Below are 18,554 nucleotides of genomic sequence, written 5' to 3'. Positions count from 1 at the left end.
GGGTCGGTGATACTGCAATCGGTCACAGTAACCGCCGACTGGCAATGCTTCAGAATAAATCGTCTACCAATAGTTGTTTAGACATTTACAATGTCTTAGTATTGAGGTACCCAATCAACAGGAGAGAGATACATGTCCATTGAAGGGAAGGTGGTTCTCGTCACCGGGGCGGCGCAGGGCATCGGCCGTGGCATCGCCCTCCGCCTGGCCAAGGACGGCGCCGATATCGCGCTGGTCGACCTCAAGGCCGATCGCCTCACCGGCGTCGCCGCAGAAATCGCGGCACTGGGTCGCAAGACGGTGTCCATCACCGCTGACATCAGCAAACGCGACGATGTTTATGCGGCCATCGACAAGGCCGAACAGGCCCTCGGCGGCTTCGATGTCATCGTCAACAACGCCGGCATCGCGCAGGTGAATCCGATCGCCTCGGTCACGCCGGAAGAGGTCGAACGCATTTTTCGGATCAACGTCGACGGCGTGCTCTGGGGCATTCAGGCGGCGGCGGCCAAGTTCCAGGCCCGCAAGCAGAAGGGCAAGATCATCAACGCCGCATCCATTGCTGCCCACGATGGGTTTGCCATGCTCGGCGTCTACTCAGCCACCAAGTTCGCCGTGCGTGGTCTCACGCAGGCCGCCGCGAAAGAGTATGCCAGCGCCGGTATCACGGTGAATGCGTACTGCCCCGGTATCGTCGGCACCGACATGTGGGTGGAGATCGACGAGCGGTTTGCCGCGCTCACCGGCGCCCCGAAGGGTGAGACGTACAAGAAGTACGTGGAAGGCATCGCCCTCGGTCGTGCACAAACGCCGGATGATGTGGCGTCGCTGGTGTCGTTCCTGGCCGGCCCCGATTCGGACTACATCACCGGACAGGCCATTCTCACCGACGGCGGCATCGTCTACCGCTGATCGATGCAATACAGCGGAGTTCACGGCGCCTCAGCGGGCCGTGAACTCCGTGTAGGCGGACTTGAGTGCGGTGCTGCCAGATACAAAACCAATGCGCGTGAGCACGAACATCTGCCCCTTGCCCGCGTCGACACGCTCGGGACGCCAGGTGAGGCTCAAGGCACTCGCGCCGGTGATGGCGCCAATGAGCGGCAGATTCGGCCGACGCGCTCCCTCGGCATTCCGCACCACCAGCGTATTCACGACACCACAGGTGCCGGCCGCACCGACACGGCGCAAGAAGCCGTGGCCTGATGCACGACGGGCGCTGGGGCATTCCATCGCCACGCCTTTCCACGGCATCGCGGCCAGCAGTCCGAGACGCAGCGATTCTTCGGCAACACCAAACCCCGCCTGGTCGGCGAGTCGTGCGCCGTATCCATACCAGGTGCGCTTCCACTGCACCGGCATCGCCGTGGCCTGATTGAAGGTGGCCGCCGTGACGGCGCCAGCGGCCATCAGCAGATAGCGATTCCGCGTGGCGTGACTGGACGAATCGGAATCCGACGTTTCCGCCGCTTCTATCGTGTGATCGGAAGCCCCGTTGGCAATCACGCGTTGTCCCACGGCTGGCGGCTCAGGGACTGGGGCTTGAGCGCCGAGGCGCGTCGTCACCAGGATCAGCGCACTGACCGCTGCACTCATCATGCCCATCGCGCGCGCGCCGCGTCTCCGAGACGCGCACCGACCTGATGGCATCAACGGGCCGGTGGTGCGGGCGGCAGCTTCTGCGCACCGGAAGGCGTCGGCGGCAGCGCACTCGCCGGCTGCGGTGCACCGGCGGTGATGGCCAAGCGCACCCGTTCGGCCTGCGTCCCGTTCACATCGAACAGCACCGCAATGAGATTCGCCGAGCGGACCCCTTCAACGGGTGCCGCGGGCCAGGCACCGATGGAGTCGTTGGGCGGTGTGAGACGGAAGCGATGGAGCTTTTCGGTGGCATTGGCACCCGTCGCCGAGTCAGCGAAGTAGAAGGCGGCCATGGTCGCCGTACGCCCGATGCGGTAGCGCACTCCAGGCTCGGGGAAGTACGGCACGGTGATCGTATCGATCACTTTGATGGGAATGCCGGCCTTGTTGATGCGATCCTCAAGCGCGCAGGCCTTCCAGGTGCCGTCCTTCGGGCATGCCGAGTCACTGGGCGTGAGTGGTCGTGCGACCGGTGGCAACTGCGCCGTGTTCGCCGCGCTGTCGGCGGAAGAGGAATCCGAGCCACCACAGGCGAGCGCGATCAACGAGGCCGCCGCGAGCGCGCCAATGCGGAGCGGGAGATGGGGTATGGTCACGTCTTCACACTACCACGCGTCAGGGATGCGACAAGGCCACGCTGAGCTGCGGGCCACAGCCAGTCGCCCGATTCGTTCCTCGTCGAATGCTTATTGGTGCAGATTGTCCCTATTTTATTCGGCTTTTATTCGCATGTATAGGTCGTATTGTGACACTGCTCGCCAGGATGTGCACTTTTTGCACGTTTTTCTGCGCGATTTTATCGACGGAACTTGGATATGCGACCGATGCTGCCATATTTCTTCCCGAATTGCACAAAACCGGTGACACCGGATTTACAGCCGTCGGAACCACAGCCCTTCGCCCATGTCGATAAGCAATCGTTCGCGCAGCGCAGCAATGCGCGAAGTCACGCACCGCCCGGTTCGCATCACTACGCGCCCTGACTCCAACGGTGTGCAGCAGCCCACCAGCGTGTGGTTCGGGATGAACACCTTCGGCCTGCGCGACATGCGCGCCAAGCTCCCGAAGGATGTGTACAAGAAGCTCGCGGCCTCCATCCGTCTCGGAAAGAAGCTCGATTCCGATATCGCGCCGGTGGTGGCGCAGGTCATCAAGGAATGGGCGCTGTCGCGTGGCGTCACGCACTTCACGCACTGGTTCCAGCCGCAGACTGGCCTCACAGCCGAAAAGCATGACGCGTTCCTGAACTTCGACGAAAACAAGCTGCCGATGGAGACGTTCACCGGCGAGCAGCTCATTCAGTCGGAACCGGATGCGTCGTCGTTCCCGTCGGGCGGCCTGCGCGCGACGTGGGAAGCGCGTGGCTACACGGCATGGAATCCGGGATCGCCGGTGTTCATCAGCGAAACGGGTGGCGTGAAGTATCTCTGCATCCCGTCGGTCTTCATCGGTTACAACGGCGAAGCGCTCGATGAGATGACGCCGCTGCTGCGCAGCTCCGATGTGCTCTCCGCCGCGACCATCAAGCTCCTCGAACTGATGGGCGACACCGGCGTGTTGCGCGTCAACACCACGCTCGGCGTGGAGCAGGAGTTTTTCCTCATCGACCGCGCGCATTTTGCGCTGCGCCCCGATCTGGTGATGGCCAACCGTTCGCTCGTCGGCGCGCCGCCGCCACGTGGCCAGCAGCTCGAAGACCACTACTTCGGTGGCATCCCCGAGCGTGTGCAGGCGTGCATCAGCGAAGTGGAGCACGAGCTCTACAAGCTCGGCGTGCCCATCGTCACGCGTCACAATGAAGTCGCACCGTCGCAGTTCGAGATGGCGCCGATCTTCGAAGACTCGGATATCGCCGTCGATCACAACCACCTGACCATGGCCGTGCTCCGCAAGGTGGCGCTGCGTCATGGCCTGCAGGCCATCGTGCACGAAAAGCCCTTTGCCGGCATCAATGGCTCGGGCAAACACTGCAACTGGTCGCTGGCGATCACGTCGGACAACAACCTGGACGGCACCAACCTGCTCAAGCCGGGCAAGACGCCGCACCAGAACCTGCGTTTCCTCATCATCCTCGCGGCCGTGCTGAAGGGTGTGCACAAGCACGCCGGTCTCCTGCGCGCGGGTATCGCCACGTCGGGCAACGAACACCGTCTCGGTGCCAACGAAGCGCCGCCGGCCATCATCTCGGCGTTCCTCGGCAAGGGTCTCACGCAGGTCATCGAAGACATCGCGGGTGGCAAGACGTCGCCGGCCAACGCCGAACAGGCGATGCTCAAGCTGGGCGTGGCCAAGTTGCCTGAAGTGGAGCAGGACAACACCGACCGTAACCGCACGTCGCCGTTTGCCTTCACGGGCGCGAAGTTCGAGTTCCGCGCTGTGGGTGGGTCGCAGAGCATCGCGTTCCCGGTGATGCTGCTGCAGGCCGGTGTGGCGGAAGCGGTGATCGAGCTGACCGAAGCGCTGGCCAAGGAAATCAAGACGGCCAAGAGCACCGATGATGCGGTGCTCAAGGTGGTGCGCAAGGCGTTCAAGGAAACCACTGCGGTCCGCTTCGAAGGCAACAACTACTCGGACGAATGGGTGGTGGAAGCCAAGAGCCGCGGCTTGCTGAACCTGCGTCGCACGCCGGAAGCGATGGCGGAACTCAAGACGGATTCGGCCAAGGCACTGTTCAAGGGCACCGGCATCCTCACGGATGTCGAACTCGAGAGCCGCTATCACGTGCGCCTCGAGCGCTACGTGAAGGACATCCTCATCGAACTGCACACGCTGCAGCAGATGATCGATACGCAGGTGCTGCCGGCGTCGTACGCCTACCTCGCGCAGCTCGCGGGCACGGCGGGTCAGGGTGCGGCGGCGGGCATCAACATGCAGCCCGTCGTGGACGCGGCCAATGCGACCTCGAAGCTGGTGGCGGCGGCGCAGAAGAAGCGGGCTGAACTGGCCAAGGTCATCACGAAGGCGGAAGCGCTGCACGACGATCTCGATGCGCAGGCCGTGTACCTGACCAGCACGGGTTGCGACGCGCTGGCCGAAGTGCGTGAAACGAGTGACGCGCTTGAACTCGCCATTGGTGACGAGTTCTGGCCGTTGCCCCGCTATCGCGAGATGCTCTTCCCGGTCTGATCCGGGCGCTGCATACTTGTCAGGCTGACTACAACACCCCGCGTCGACAGCATCACTGTTCGACGCGGGGTGTTGTGCATTGCACAGGCTTGCGCACGCGACCGGCGCGCTTCATGCTCTCCACATCGAACGGTGCCTGGAGGGCGCGCATGGGAACGACTGACTACGGTGCGGCTGTCACCGAGATCGTGCGTCAGTGGGAAGGGGTGGAAGTGTTACCCCATCGCTTCGGTGGTGTCGAGTTTCGTGTGAGCAAACGGGAAATCGGTCACGTGCACGTTGGCAACGTGGTCGATCTGCTGGTGCCCGTGCGCATGCGCCGTGATCTCGTGGCGGCCGGCCGCGCGGCCGCGCACCGCACACTCCCTCATTCCGGCTGGATCAGCTTCCGCATCCGCAGCGAGCACGATGTGCCCGCGGTGGTGGAGCTGCTCCGACTCAATTACGAACGACTCTGCGGCAACACACTCAAACCGGCCATGCATCCGGTGCTCGGTCGTGCCTCGTTGCTCGCTGATCGCAGTATCGACGATCTGCCCGCGTGAACAGCGGGGGGAACACAGACGGCGCTGAAACGGGCAGATGGCACAGATACTGCCACTGCTTCAACAAACAGTTGCAAAATAGAAAAGAGGAGCCTGTCGACTGAGGCTCCTCTTTTTTATTGGTGTGGTATCTGTGCCATCTGCCCGTTTCAGCGTGGTCTGTGTTCCCCCCGCTGTTCCTAGCGCGGCACCTCATGCCGTTCGCCAATCAACACCGAGTCCTGCTGTGGCTTCGGCGCCATGAGTTGCGTGACAAACCGCTGGCCTTCGGAGATGCGTTCCACTTCCACCGCGATGGTGTCGATGGCCTGCTCCATGCGCTCGAGCCGCGCGGCGCTTTCGAGCACCTGCGGCGCCGGCTTGGGCTGACTGGCCCGGCGCATGATCGATCGCGCGTACGCCATCGCGATCGGCATCAGCACCGTGACGGTGAACACGATGGAGATTCCGGTGACCTGACCCGACGTGAGAAACCCGCCGACGCGCGGTGGTGCCTGCGTTTCTGCCCGGGCCAGTGGTGCACGCGCCAGCTCGCGGCCATTGGCCGCAATGTCTTTCTCGATTTGCACAATGCGCTCGTCGATCACGGACATGCGCTGCTCGATGCCGGTGCGCGCAACACCCTCCGGACTCGTACGGAGCTCCTTCACCAGGTCATCGCGTCGTCCCTGCGCAGACGTGAGCTGATTGGACAGCTCCGTGCGCCGAGAGCGCAACGCGGCCAGATCCGCCGCGCTCACCGGGGTGTTGTTCAGCGGTATCGTGGTGCCACCCACCACCGCCGAAGGTGCCTGGGGCGGCAGTGGTGGCGCGGGTACCGTGGTAGCTTGCAGGAGAGGCATACTGGATTCTACGCGCCCGACCGCGCCGCGGTTACACCCCAGGCCACATCCCGGAGGACACGATGACGAGTCACGCCACCCCATTCGACACCGGCCATGCCGGCACGACTGAGGCCGCTGCCCACCATCTGCCCCTCCAGCAGGAATTCCTCCAGAGCGAAATCGATGCCCTGATGCCTCAGGTGGTCACTTGGCGGCGTCACCTGCACATGCATCCGGAGGTCGCCTTCGAAGAGGTGCGTACCTCACAGACCATCTTCGATGTGCTGTCGGCCGTCGAGGGTCTCTCGGTGTCGCGGCCCACACGCACCAGCGTGGTGGCGGAACTGCGTGGGGGGCTCACCGGGCCCACGATCGCCGTGCGCGCCGATATCGATGCGCTGCCTATCGTCGAAGAGAACGATGTGCCGTACCGGTCTACGGTGGACGGCGCCATGCACGCCTGCGGCCACGATGGGCACACGGCCATTGTGCTCGCGCTGGCCACGTTGTTGGCCCGCCATCGTGCGGCCCTCCATGGCACCGTGCGGTTCGTCTTCCAGCACGCCGAAGAACTCTCCCCCGGCGGCGCCGAAGAGCTGGTGCAGCATGGTGTGATGGATGGGGTGCACCAGGTGATCGGACTGCATCTCTGGTCGCCATTGGCGGTGGGCCGTATCGGTCTCATCTCCGGCCCCGCGATGGCAGCACCGGACACGTTTCAGTGCACCATCATGGGACGGGGCGGACATGCGGCCGCGCCCCATGAAACCATCGACCCGATCGCCATTGGCGCCCAGGTCGTGACCGCGCTGCAACAGGTGGTGTCCCGCACCGTCGATCCGCTCGATCCGGTGGTCCTCTCGGTGACGCAGTTCATTGCTGGCACGGCGTTCAATGTCATTCCCGGTTCTGCCTATCTCTCCGGCACCGTGCGCACCTTCGACGCGACGCTGCGGGCGAGTATTCCCGCACAGATGGAACGCGTCATTGCCGGCATCACGTCGGCCTTTGGCGCCACCTACGAATTCCGCTATGAGCTGGGCTACCGTCCGGTGGTGAACGATCCGGCACTGACCGCGCGTCTTTCAGCGGTGGTGGAAGAGACGTTTGGCGTGGACACGCTGGTCGATATGCGTCCGTCCATGGGCGGCGAAGATTTTTCGGCCTATCAGCAGCGCGCGCCCGGCGTATTTGCCTTTGTCGGCGCCCGGAACGAGGCCGAGGGCATCATGTATCCGCACCACCACCCGCGCTTCCAGATCGATGAAGCGTCGTTGGCGATCGGATTGCGTTACCTCACGGCGGCTTCGCTCGACCTACTCACGAAGCCATAAGTCCGCAGTACCCATCGGCCAGCTCTCCCGCGTGGAGGCACATCGGCGGTCGATGTGCCCTTCCACCGCCCGGACAATGCGTCGCAGTGTGTTGTTGGTCTGTCTTGCCGTTGCTGTTGCAGTTCCGCCCTCCACCGCCCAGGCGCAGCGACTGCGGGACCGCATCGCGCAGCTCTTCCTGTTCGGTGATCCGTCGACGTCCTCTTCGCCGGGCGGCGTGCACCAGCATGGTTCGCACATCATCACCGCGCCCGATCTCTCCGGCGCTGCGGCCATCGGGTTTCTGGGCAGCACGATGGCCAATGCCGTGGCCAATATCCCCATCGGGGCCACCACCAGCGGCGAGACGTTCCGGTTTGAAGGCGGCATCCCGATCAGCACCGCCACATCGGCCGGCCCGATCTTCGCCGAACGTGGACAGACCCTGGGCCGTGGCCGCATGCTCGCCGGGCTCAATCGCAGCAGCTTTCGATTCACATCGCTGCGCGGCAAACCGATGTCCGATATCGGCCTGGCGTTCCTGCATGAAAATGTCGACTACCCCGGTTGCGACGCCGAACACGGTGGCAAGGACTGCACCCAATACGGCGTGCCGGGCTATGAAAACGACCTGACGCGATTTTCGCTCGATCTCGATCTCGCGGTCGACGTGACCACGTTCTACACGACCATCGGCATCACCAACCGCATCGATTTCGGGATCGTGATCCCGATGCAACAGGTGGCCTTCCAGGGCACCAACGCCGCGCAGATCGAGATTCACGGCAATGGGCCGGCGACGCACTACTTCGCCGGCACGCCCAGCAATCCGGTGCTGCAGGCCTCTTCGGCATCACGCGGTCGCGCGTTTGGTGTGGGCGATGTGGCGGCTCGCCTGAAGGTGAACGCCTTCTCCACCGAAAACAGCGCCGTGGCCCTGATCGCCGACGCACGTTTCCCGACCGGCGATGTCGATGACCTGCTGGGGCTGGGCCACTTCGTACTGCGTAGCCAGGCAATCATCTCGTCGCGGTTCGGCGCGTTCTCACCCCATCTCAACACCGGCTTTCTGTACCGCGCCGGCGAGGCCCGCAACCACGCCTTCATGGCCACCGCCGGTTTTGATCACTTGCTGAGCCCCAAGGTGACGCTGGCGCTCGATCTGGTGAGTGAGTTTCAGGTGGGTGGTGACTTGCTTCAATTGCCCGGCGCCGTCACTTTCGACGCGCCCTTTCGTCGCCTCGTGAACCCGACGTCGATCCCGGACATCCGGGATGATCTGGTCAACGGATCTGTTGGACTCAAGTTCGCGCCGACGCGTAGCTTCATGCTCGTCACAAATGCCATGGTGCCGCTGAACGCCGGTGGTATGCGTGCCGCGTACACCTGGACGCTTGGTGTCGAATACGCATTCTGATTTGCCCCTCCACCGCCCCCTCCGAGTCACTCAATGCGCCGTCACTGGCCCCTCCGCCGCTCCACACCAGCACTGACGATTGCCCTGGCTTCGGCCATGACACTCGCCGCGCTTCCATCCACCGTGCAGGCGCAGCGCCTGCGCGAACGTATCTCGCAACTGTTTGTCTTTGGCGAGGGTGAAGAGCCCCTCTTCCTCGCCGGTTCGGCCACCTCGTCCAACCCGGCCAGCGTTCGCGCACACGGCACGCACTTCATTCCGTCGGCGGCGGCTGAAAACGGTTCGATCATCGGCTTCATCAGCAGTGCGCTCGCCGCATCGGTGTCCAACGTGCCGATCGGCGCCACCACGAGCGGTGAAACGTTCCGCTTCGAGGGCGGCGTGCCGGTGAGTACGGCCACGTCAGCCGGCCCGATCTTCGCAGAACGCGGACAGACGCTGGGTCGTGGTCGTGTACTCGCCGGCGTGAATCGCAGCACCTTCCAGTTCTCCACGCTGCGCGGGCGCCCGCTGTCTGATGTCGGTCTCGTGTTCACGCACGAAAACGTCGACTACGATGGCTGCGACGCCGAGCAGGGCGGTCAGGACTGCTCCAAGTACGGTGTGCCGGTGCTCGAGAATGAAGCGATGAGCTTCAACCTCAACCTCAACATCGCCGTCGACGTGACGTCGTTCTACACGACGTTTGGCATCACCGACCGCATCGACTTCGGTGTGGTCGTACCGCTGCAGCAGACGTCATTCAGCGGCACCAGCTTCGCGCAGATCGATCCGTTCGGTGGCACCTCTGCGGCACACTTCTTCTCGGGTACGCCCACCGATCCGGTGTTGCAGGCCACCAAGACCACCAAAGGCAATACCTTCGGCATCGGCGATGTGGCGGCACGCGTGAAAGTGAATGCGTATCAGTCACAGAACACGGCGGTGGCCTTTCTGGCCGACGCACGTTTCCCCACCGGCGACGTGGAAGACCTGCTCGGCCTCGGTCACTTCGCACTACGCAGCCAGGCTATCATGTCGTCGCGCTTTGGCAATTTCTCGCCGCACCTGAACACGGGCTTCCTCTACCGCGCCGACGAATCGCAAAACCATGCCGTGCTGGCCACCGCCGGCTTCGATCACCTGCTCGGCCCCAAAGTCACACTGGCCGTGGATATCGTGAGCGAATTCCAGGTGGGTGCCAGCAAGTTGGCGCTGCCCAAGCCGATTTTCTACGACTCACCGTACCGTCGCAGCGTGAACCCGACGACGATCCCGGATATCCGCGATGATCTCATCAACGGTTCGTTCGGCTTCAAGTTCCTCGCGTCCCGCAACGTCATCGTGGTGACCAATGCCCTGCTGCCGCTCAATCGCGGTGGCATGCGCGCCAACCAGCTCTGGACGATGGGACTCGAGTACTCGTTCTGAGTGCGTGGGCAGGATTGAGGGCGTTCCTCGGGTGTTGAGGGGCGCCCTTCGGGCGCGATACCGTCAGGATGAACGACCGATAAAAGCAGGATGGCCTCCGTGCGACACACAGCATCTGCTGCTCGCACGGAGGCCATCCTGCTTTTATTCGGTTGTGTATCCTGCCGGTATCGCCGCCGCAGGCGGCCCTGCAACGCCTGTCGTCTATCCCAATCCTGCCGACGACAACACCAGGATCACCGCACGCTGGTCAGCCGCCAACTGTCTCCGTCGCGCTCGAACTGCGCGCGGAACGACACCATCTGCACTTCCTTGCGTCCACTACCACCCACGAATTCGTACGTGCCCGTGACGCGACCATCCGCCGTGCGATCATGTACTTCGAGACCGCCGAGCAGCAGCGAAGCACTCAACGACTTGGTGGAGGAGAAGAACCGTTCGAAGCCCTGCTGCTGATCGCGTGAGATACCCGGATATGCTGCCCGCACCGCATTGATGTCGCGCGCAGAAATGGCGCGGGCGTAACGCGCGATCAGATCGCGCATCTCGTTTTGCGACGATCGCGTTTCCACAACAGGCGCAGCCGGCACGCTGGCGGCCGGTGCGCTCGCCACCGGAGCCGTGACTGTGGGCTCCACGACCGGAGGGGCACTGCTGGGCGCCTGCTGAACCGGCGGCGGTTGCACGGCGGGTGCATTCGCCGATGGTGCGGCACTCGCTCCAGACGCCGGTACAGAACCCGCCGAGCCCTGTGCTGAACCCGCGACGCGTGCCGCAGGCTGCGTTGTAGATGGTGCACGCCCCGATCCTGATGCACCACCGCCACTGATCGGACCTGCAACCGGACCACCAACGTTGCCGGCAACCGGACGGGCCGACTGCCCCGCAGGCGTCGGCGCGACATCGGCACCACGGCCAGCACCACCGGCAGCCACATCACCATTGGCACCAGCGGCGCCATTGGCTCCGTCATTGGCGCCACCATCCAGCGACGGTGACACGGCCACCTGTGCCGCTGCCGGCGCACTCTCCGCGTCACCACCGGAACTCCGCATGAACGCGAAACCCGCTGCGGCAAGCACGCCCACGGCCGCCACACCCGACACGAGCAAGCGGCCCGTCTTGCGTGGTGCGGTCGGCGTCGAAGAATCGGCCGCCCCGGTGGGCGGCACCGTGCGACCACCGCGCGTCGCCGAGGCAACCTCGCGGGCCACAGCTTCGCGTGCCACATCGGCGCCCTTCGCGGCCACCTTGTGGGCCAGCGTCTGACTGAGCGCCAGGGAATCGTTGTACGGGGCACCACTCAACGACGCGCGCACCGCCGTCAACGCCTGCGCCATCTCGAGCGCCGACGCGTAACGCTCCGCCGGATCCTTGGCCATCGCACGCATCACCACCGCATCGAGCGCACGCGGCACACCCGGGGCCACGACACTGGGCGGTTCGGGATCATTCTGCACCACGCTGAACAGCAACGCGTGCAAGGTGTCACCCAGAAACGGCTTACGGCCCGTGAGGACTTCGTACAGCACCGCACCCATCGAGAAGATGTCGCTGGACGCGGTGACCGGCTTGCCGGAGATGTACTCGGGCGCCATGTAGTTCGGCGTACCGATCATGACGCCGGTCTGCGTCATCTTCTGCGACTCGAGGTGCGCCACACCGAAGTCCATCAACTTGCCGCGCGGCTCGGGCGTCACGCGGATGTTGGCCGGCTTGAGGTCGCGGTGCACGATGCCGTGCTGGTGGGCGTACGCCAGACCAGCCAGCACATCGATCATGATCTCGAGCCGGGTCTGCAGTGTGAGGCCATTTGGCTCCGCCAGCAGTGTCTCGAGATCTTTGCCTTCCACGTACTCCATGGCGATGAACAGATGGCCATCGAGTTCGCCGAAGTCATAGATCGTGACGACGTTCGGATGCTGCAATGATCCCGCCGACTGCGCCTCACGCAGGAAACGATCGCGCAGGCTTTGATCGCGCGCGATCGTGGCGTTCATGACCTTGATCGCAACCAGTCGATTGAGCACGGTATCGCGCGCGCGATACACAGCCCCCATGGCCCCTTCTCCGGCCAGGTCGAGGATCTGGTATTTCCCGATCGCGATCGGTTCGTTCGGCGTCGTGGGGAGGGTCATGCGGGGAGATCGTCCAAGTGCGACTGGATACGCGGCAACGCAATTCGCTCATCGAGATGACGAATGACGAGCACAACAGTCAACTTGCCTACTCCAACCTCATGCGCAAGGCACGGATTTGTTACGGCTGCGCAGCCGGCAATCCTCGGAAGAGGAACTCCAGGGTGTTTCGTCCCATCACCCGGGCCACCTGATCAGGGGTCATCCCCGCCTTGAGCAGCCCTTCGGTGATCAGCAGAACCCCGCGCGTGTCGAACGGCGTGCGGGTGGCCCCGTCAAAATCGGACCCCAGCGCCACATGCTGCACGCCCATGACGCTCACCGCGTGCTGGATCGCTTTCACGATGTTCTCCAGCGTCGGCTCGCACACCGCGCCATCCCAGTACCCGATACCGATCAAACCGCCATTGGCAGCGATGGCGCGCAACTGATCGTCGGTCAGGTTGCGCGGCCCTGCGCAGGTGGCCGCCACGCCGGTGTGCGACACCACCACCGGGCGGGTGGCCATGGCCAGCACCTCGGTGACCGTCTGCTGCGACGAATGGGCCAGATCCACGATGATGCCCAGCGTCTCCATGCGCTGAACCACCTGCCGGCCCAGCGGCGTGAGCCCCCCATGCGTGACACCGTGGGCGCTGCCGGCCACTTCGTTGTCGAAGAAGTGAACCAGGCCCATCATGCGGTAGCCCGCCCCGAACAGCACATCCACACTCTCGAGCTTCCCGTCGAGCGCGTGCAGCCCCTCGATGGCCAGCAACGCGGCCACCTGCGCCGGATCGCCTCGACGACGATCAGCGAACGCCGCCAGCGAATCCCGTGACGTGATCAGCGTGAGCTGCCCCTGCGAACGCAGCACCGCATCCTGCAGACGTTCCGCCTGATACAGCGCCCGGGCGCGCAGACTGGTGCGCGTCTCACTCGGCCATCGCTGCGCCATGGCGAGCAACGTGATGTTGTCGGTCTCGCCGGTATTCTGATCGTAGTTCATGCCACGCGGCGTCTTGGTGACCGCACTGAACACCTGCAACGCCACATGCGCTTCCTGCAGACGCGGCAGATCCACATGCCCACGCGAGACACGCGCGAGCAGATCGCGACCCCACAACATTTCATCAGCGTGCAGGTCGGCCACGAACAGCGTGCGATGCAGTGCTGCGGCCTGCGGCGACACCGGCGGCAGCGTGGCACTCACCACCGTGTTCATCCGGCTGTCCACCACTCGTGGCACGATGGTGTGAAAGATCACCAGGGCCGCCACCAGAAACAGCAGGGTGCCGAGGCCGATCCGCTTCCAGAGTGATCCCGATCGTGTCGCATGCATCAGCGCAGCCCTCGTGGCATCTCCTGTCCGTTCATCTCCCGCGGATTCGGCGGTGGCGTGCCGGGCGCTTCACTGCGCAGGTCTCCGCACCGATCGATGGCGTTGCTCGACTGGGGATCGATGGTGTCGGGCAAGGCGACACGATCGACACGCATGGTATCGGTGCGACTCTGCGCCTGCACATAGAACCCTTCACACCAGGCCCGCACGGTATCGATGCGCGCCAGGCGATCCACACCGGCGTCGGCCGCGGCGCCGAACATGCGCCATGCCACGAAGCTGACCACCAGCGCCACCACCAACGTGAGCAGGGCCGCCACTGGCGGCCGGCCGCTCGTTGCACCGTCGCTCATTCCACCGTCCTCAGAAACTTCGGCGCCTGACGCGCCATCACCTGCTGCTCGAAGTCATAGCCATAACCCAACAGCTTCGCTTCGCTCCACGCGAGCCCGATGAAGCTGATGCCCAGTGGCAGCCCATGCACGTAGGCCATCGGCACTGTCAGCGATGGATAGCCGGCCACGGCCGCCACCGAAGAATTGCCGCCACTGTACTTGTCACCGTTCACATGATCGGTCACCCACGATGGTGCATTCGATGGTGCCACCAGTGCGTCCAGTTGATGCTCGCGGAACAGCGCATCGAGTCCCTGCTCACGTGACGCGCGACGGCACAACTCGAGCGCATTGCGGTACGCCGCATCGGTGAGTGGCCCCTTGGCTTCGGCCTGCTCGAAGATCTCCTGCGCAAACCACGGCATCTCCGTGTCCGCGTGCTCGCGATTGTACGCGATGAGGGCCGCCAGCGTCTTGTGCGACACCGTCTCGCCACGTGACGCCAGATAGCGATTGAGTCCGTCCTTGAACTCGTACAACAGCACCTGGAACTCGGCATCGTCGTATTTGCCCACGGTTGGCACGTTGGCCGGATCGACAATCACCGCACCAGCCGCCCGCAGCGTGTCGATGGCTTTGTTGAACGCCGCATCGGCTGCCGGATTGAAGCCCGCGAGATTGCGGCCCACACCGATGCGCGCGCCCTTGAGCGCGCCCTTCACCAGAGCCGCGGCATAGTCGGGCGTTGCAGCCGGCGCCGCACTGGTGGACGGATCCTGTTCATCGCGCCCCGCGATCGCCTGCAACAGCGCGGCTGCGTCGGACACGCTGCGCGTCATCGGACCGGCGGTGTCCTGCGTGGCCGAAATCGGAATGATGCCCGCGCGACTCACCAGCCCCACCGTCGGCTTGAGCCCCACCAGGCCACAAATCGAACTCGGACAGATGATCGATCCGTCCGTCTCGGTGCCTATACCCACCGTGGCCAGATTGGCCGCGATCGCCGTGCCCGTACCGGAACTCGAACCACACGGATTGCGATCGAGGACATAGGGATGTTTGGTCTGCCCACCACGGCCACTCCATCCGCTCGACGAGCGAGTGGAACGGAAGTTGGCCCACTCGCTGAGATTGGTTTTGCCGATGATCACGGCCCCCGCCTCACGCAGCTTCGCGACCACGTGTGCATCGCGCGTGGCCGGCGTGCCCACCAGCGCCAACGAACCCGCCGTGGTCTGCATGCGATCACCGGTGTCGAGATTGTCCTTCACCAACACCGGGATACCGTGCAGCGGACCACGCACCTTGCCCGCCTTGCGCTCGGCGTCGCGTTCCGCCGCGATCGTGAGCGCATCAGGATTGGTTTCGAGCACACTGCGCAGCGTGGGCCCTGCCGCATCCACGGCGGCGATGCGGGCGAGATAGGCTTCGGTGAGTGCCGTCGACGTGAGCGACCCGCGCTGCATCTGCTCCTGCAGACTGGCGATCGTCGCTTCGTTGTGCACAAACGCCGGCTGCCCGTCACCACTCGCAGCGCCACTCGTACCGGCCGCCTTGCCCGATGCGCCCTGCACCGGCGCGGGATCGCCGGCGCATCCAACGCCCGCCACTGCGGCCAGCGTGGTCAGCCCCGCCGCCGTCATGAAACGCCGACGATCGATGGTGCGTTCGCCGTTGTCGTGTGTCACGTCACGCTCATCCTGTTCAGATCGCATCGAGTGCCTGCGCGAGATCGCGCACCAGATCGTTCACGTCTTCCAGTCCGACACTGAGTCGGATGAATCCTTCGTTCACCGCATCACCGCCCCAGCGGGCCCGACGTTCGGCGCTGGTGTGCAAGCCACCGAAACTCGTCGCTTCGTACACCAACTGCGACGCCGCAAAAAATCGCGTCGCGGCATCGGCACTGGGCAACTCGAAGCTGACCACACCGCCAAAATGCGTCATCTGACGCAAGGCGAGTACATGGGCCCGATCACCGGGGAGCCCGGGATAGCGCACGTTGCGCACCACCGAACCACTCGCTGCCCGCGCGGCCAGAAATTCCGCCACCACCTGCGCGGTACGACACTGCTGCATCATCCGCACGTGCAGCGTGCCCAAGGAGCGATGGGCCAACCATGCTTCCATGGGTCCCGGAATCACACCCATACGCGTTCGCCACATGCGCAGCGCATCCGCATGCGCACCATCGCGCACCGCCACATGACCCAGCACGATGTCGCCGTGTCCGGTCATCGCTTTTGTGTCCGATACCACGCACACATCGGCACCCAGTGACAACGGCTGCTGCAACAACGGGGTGGCGGTGGTGTTGTCCACCACCACGATCGCTCCCAGGGCATGAGCCCGCGCCGCAATGGCCGCAATGTCGCAGACGTCGAGCTGCGGATTGGTGGGCGACTCCAGCCACACCATCGCCAACGGACCCGACCAGTGCTCCAACGCGTGCAGAATGCCGTCGTTGGCCGTGGGCGCCTGCACCACCTGCATGCCCTGTGATGCAAACCATCCACCGGCAAACGTCTGCGTGGCCATGACGCGCGTGGTGTAGTAGCACTCGGCGGCCATCAACACCGAAGCGCCAGGTGGCACCAACGTGGCCAATACCGCCGCTGTCGCCGCCATGCCACTCGGAAAGAGCACACAGGGGCCGCCTTCCAGCGACATCAATGCCGATTCGTAGCCCTTCCACGACGGGTTGTCGAACCGGCCGTACGTGTATGGGGACTGCGATGGATCACCAGGCGCGTGATAGGGCGCGGCAAACACCGGACCTGGCAGATACGGGGTGCCCGGCACGGCATCGGGCAGACCTGCACGCACGACACGGGTCGCGCCCTGCCACGCCCCCTCGTCGGTCGACGCAACTGGATGGTGAGCGGAATCCATCATCGATGCCTCGATCAAACCGGACGCGGATAGCGCGCTTCGTCCAGCGGCTCCGCTTCATCGATGAGCATCACCGGAACCCCCTCCTCCACGCGATACACCAGGCGACTCTCGCGGCAGATCAGCACTTCCGGTGGACCGGCATGATACTCGAGCGGCGCCTTGCTCTTGGGGCACACCAGGATCTCGAGCAGCGTGGGAGACAGACTCATGAGCGGCAACAGGAAAGGGGGCGACACAACATGACACGATGAGACCGGTGCATCATGCAGACGTCGGACGATGATGACGGGGCGCCGCGTCGGTGAAGGCGAGACGTGGTCCGCCGAGCAACTCCACGCAGTAGGGCACCGCGGCCCACACGGCCCGCAGACATTCTTCGATGGCGACGGGTTTGCCGGGCAGGTTGATGATCAGCGAGGCACCACGCGATCCGGCGATCTGCCGCGAAAGGATCGCCGTTGGCACGGTCTGCATGGAGACGGCGCGCATCTGTTCCCCAAAGCCGGGCAGAATGCGATCACACACCGCCACCGTGGCTTCCGGCGTCACGTCGCGCGGCGCGGGACCGGTACCACCCGTGGTCACGATGAGCGGGCAGCGCACATCGTCGGCCAGTTCGCGCAGTGCCGCCTCGATGGCAGGCTGCTCATCGGGCACCAACCGGTAGGCTTCCTGCCACGGCGTGGCAAGCCAGCGGGTGTACACATCGCGAATCGCCGGCCCGGACTTGTCCTCGTACACACCGGTGCTGGCCCGATCGGAGATGGTGACGATGCCGAGGGAGATCATGGCCCAAAGGTATCATGCCGCCTCTACGGGCGCGCGAGGCGTCCCACACGCGCGGTGAGCGGCCAGCGGACACGCACCGTGTCAGACGCCGGCCATGCGGCGGCCAGCGCGGCGGCACACGCGACCAGCGGATCATGCCCCTGACCGGCACGGACACGGGTGATGGCCGACCAGGTGGCGAGATAGCCCAGGAGTTGTTCCTGCGTCCAGTCGACGGTCATGTGGTGCGTGCCGATGTCGACCGGCGAGAACGGAAAGGCCAGATCGGCGTAGTGCGAATCCACATGCCGGCGCTCTGGTGGCCACCACGCCCGCACATCGGCATCCAGCGCATTCACGACCTGGCCAACCGCGGGATGTGCTGGTGTTTCCATCAGCGCGTACGACCATTCTGCAATCACGCCGCCGGGCATGAGCACACGCGTGGCTTCGGCATGAAAGGCGTCCACATCGAACCAATGCAGTGCCTGGGCCACGGTGATGAGGGCAACACTGCCGGCGGGCAGGCCGCTCTCCTGGGCAGGCGCCACCTGATACGTCACCCGCGCATGGGGCTGTGCCGCCTGCACCTGCGCCGCGCTCACATCGGTGGCATGGACCTGCCCGAACCACTCGGCCAGCGCCACACTGGCCTGGCCGGAACCACATCCGCAGTCCCAGGCCAGCGTGTGCACCGGTGCCACCGCCGCGAGGGCCTGAAACAGCGACGCGGGGTAACGCGGCCTGAAGGTCGCGTACCCCGCGGAGACGGTGGAGAAATGATCGCCGCGCACGTCGGCCATCAACCGACGGACCGCCAG

General features: G+C 64.5%; 17 protein-coding genes. 6 read left to right on the top strand and 11 right to left on the bottom strand.

The window, feature by feature from the left end; all coding sequences use genetic code 11:
• Positions 1–132 precede the first annotated feature (132 nt).
• A complete protein-coding gene (locus GAU_RS01265; protein WP_012681737.1) occupies positions 133–912 on the top strand; it encodes an acetoin reductase in 780 nt (259 codons plus the stop codon).
• Positions 913–942: 30 nt separating this feature from the next.
• Here the strand turns inward: GAU_RS01265 and GAU_RS01260 are convergent, their stop codons facing one another.
• A complete protein-coding gene (locus GAU_RS01260) occupies positions 943–1,599 on the bottom strand; it encodes a hypothetical protein (protein WP_156798852.1) in 657 nt (218 codons plus the stop codon).
• 50 nt (positions 1,600–1,649) lie between these two features.
• Entirely contained in the window at positions 1,650–2,237 is a 588-nt protein-coding gene (locus GAU_RS01255) for a hypothetical protein (RefSeq protein ID WP_012681735.1), read from the bottom strand.
• A gap of 307 nt (positions 2,238–2,544) precedes the next feature.
• Here GAU_RS01255 and GAU_RS01250 point away from each other — a divergent pair, with 307 nt between their 5' ends.
• The gene (locus GAU_RS01250; protein WP_012681734.1) at positions 2,545–4,767 is read left to right on the top strand and encodes a glutamine synthetase III; all 2,223 of its coding nucleotides are present in this window, start codon (positions 2,545–2,547) and stop codon (positions 4,765–4,767) included.
• Between the two features lie 149 nt (positions 4,768–4,916).
• Positions 4,917–5,312, top strand: coding sequence for a luciferase family protein (locus GAU_RS01245; protein WP_012681733.1), 396 nt, complete (start codon positions 4,917–4,919; stop codon positions 5,310–5,312).
• A gap of 179 nt (positions 5,313–5,491) precedes the next feature.
• On the opposite strand, the gene GAU_RS01240 is transcribed toward GAU_RS01245, so the two are convergent.
• Entirely contained in the window at positions 5,492–6,154 is a 663-nt protein-coding gene (locus tag GAU_RS01240; protein ID WP_012681732.1) for a hypothetical protein, read from the bottom strand.
• 173 nt (positions 6,155–6,327) lie between these two features.
• On the opposite strand from GAU_RS01240, the gene GAU_RS01235 reads away from it, so the two are divergent.
• The 3 genes from GAU_RS01235 (at position 6,328) to GAU_RS01225 (ending at position 10,276) form a co-directional block, all read left to right on the top strand.
• A complete protein-coding gene (locus tag GAU_RS01235; RefSeq protein ID WP_012681731.1) occupies positions 6,328–7,470 on the top strand; it encodes an amidohydrolase in 1,143 nt (380 codons plus the stop codon).
• 76 nt (positions 7,471–7,546) lie between these two features.
• Entirely contained in the window at positions 7,547–8,866 is a 1,320-nt protein-coding gene (locus tag GAU_RS01230) for a transporter (RefSeq protein WP_041265139.1), read from the top strand.
• 33 nt (positions 8,867–8,899) lie between these two features.
• On the top strand, positions 8,900–10,276 hold the full coding sequence (locus tag GAU_RS01225) for a hypothetical protein (RefSeq protein WP_012681729.1): 1,377 nt from the start codon (positions 8,900–8,902) through the stop codon (positions 10,274–10,276).
• A 236-nt stretch (positions 10,277–10,512) separates the two neighbouring features.
• Here GAU_RS01225 and GAU_RS20170 read toward each other — a convergent pair whose 3' ends face one another.
• From GAU_RS20170 to GAU_RS01185, 8 genes are all read right to left on the bottom strand, one after another.
• Positions 10,513–12,414, bottom strand: coding sequence for a serine/threonine-protein kinase (locus GAU_RS20170; protein WP_012681728.1), 1,902 nt, complete (start codon positions 12,412–12,414; stop codon positions 10,513–10,515).
• A gap of 121 nt (positions 12,415–12,535) precedes the next feature.
• A complete protein-coding gene (locus GAU_RS01215) occupies positions 12,536–13,735 on the bottom strand; it encodes a dipeptidase (RefSeq protein ID WP_012681727.1) in 1,200 nt (399 codons plus the stop codon).
• Positions 13,735–14,088 carry a hypothetical protein gene (locus GAU_RS01210; RefSeq protein ID WP_012681726.1) on the bottom strand — a complete coding sequence of 118 codons (354 nt, stop codon included), beginning with the start codon at positions 14,086–14,088 and terminating at the stop codon, positions 13,735–13,737. The genes GAU_RS01215 and GAU_RS01210 overlap by 1 nt, the downstream gene beginning before the upstream one ends.
• Positions 14,085–15,785, bottom strand: coding sequence for an amidase (locus GAU_RS01205; RefSeq protein ID WP_197526029.1), 1,701 nt, complete (start codon positions 15,783–15,785; stop codon positions 14,085–14,087). Before GAU_RS01205 ends, GAU_RS01210 begins: the two co-directional genes overlap by 4 nt.
• Positions 15,775–16,965 (bottom strand): cystathionine gamma-lyase, encoded by a 1,191-nt coding sequence (locus tag GAU_RS01200; RefSeq protein ID WP_041265138.1) that lies wholly within the window; start codon positions 16,963–16,965, stop codon positions 15,775–15,777. The genes GAU_RS01205 and GAU_RS01200 overlap by 11 nt, the downstream gene beginning before the upstream one ends.
• An 11-nt stretch (positions 16,966–16,976) precedes the next feature.
• Entirely contained in the window at positions 16,977–17,174 is a 198-nt protein-coding gene (locus tag GAU_RS01195; protein WP_041265137.1) for a Trm112 family protein, read from the bottom strand.
• A gap of 52 nt (positions 17,175–17,226) precedes the next feature.
• On the bottom strand, positions 17,227–17,754 hold the full coding sequence (mog, locus tag GAU_RS01190; protein WP_012681722.1) for a molybdopterin adenylyltransferase: 528 nt from the start codon (positions 17,752–17,754) through the stop codon (positions 17,227–17,229).
• 23 nt (positions 17,755–17,777) lie between these two features.
• A complete protein-coding gene (locus tag GAU_RS01185) occupies positions 17,778–18,536 on the bottom strand; it encodes a class I SAM-dependent methyltransferase (protein WP_012681721.1) in 759 nt (252 codons plus the stop codon).
• Positions 18,537–18,554: the final 18 nt, after the last annotated feature.

The organism is Gemmatimonas aurantiaca T-27 (genome assembly GCF_000010305.1).
Taxonomy (GTDB): domain Bacteria; phylum Gemmatimonadota; class Gemmatimonadetes; order Gemmatimonadales; family Gemmatimonadaceae; genus Gemmatimonas; species Gemmatimonas aurantiaca.
The sequence above is the reverse complement of the archived record's forward strand: the minus strand, read 5'-3'. Positions and strand labels throughout refer to the sequence as shown.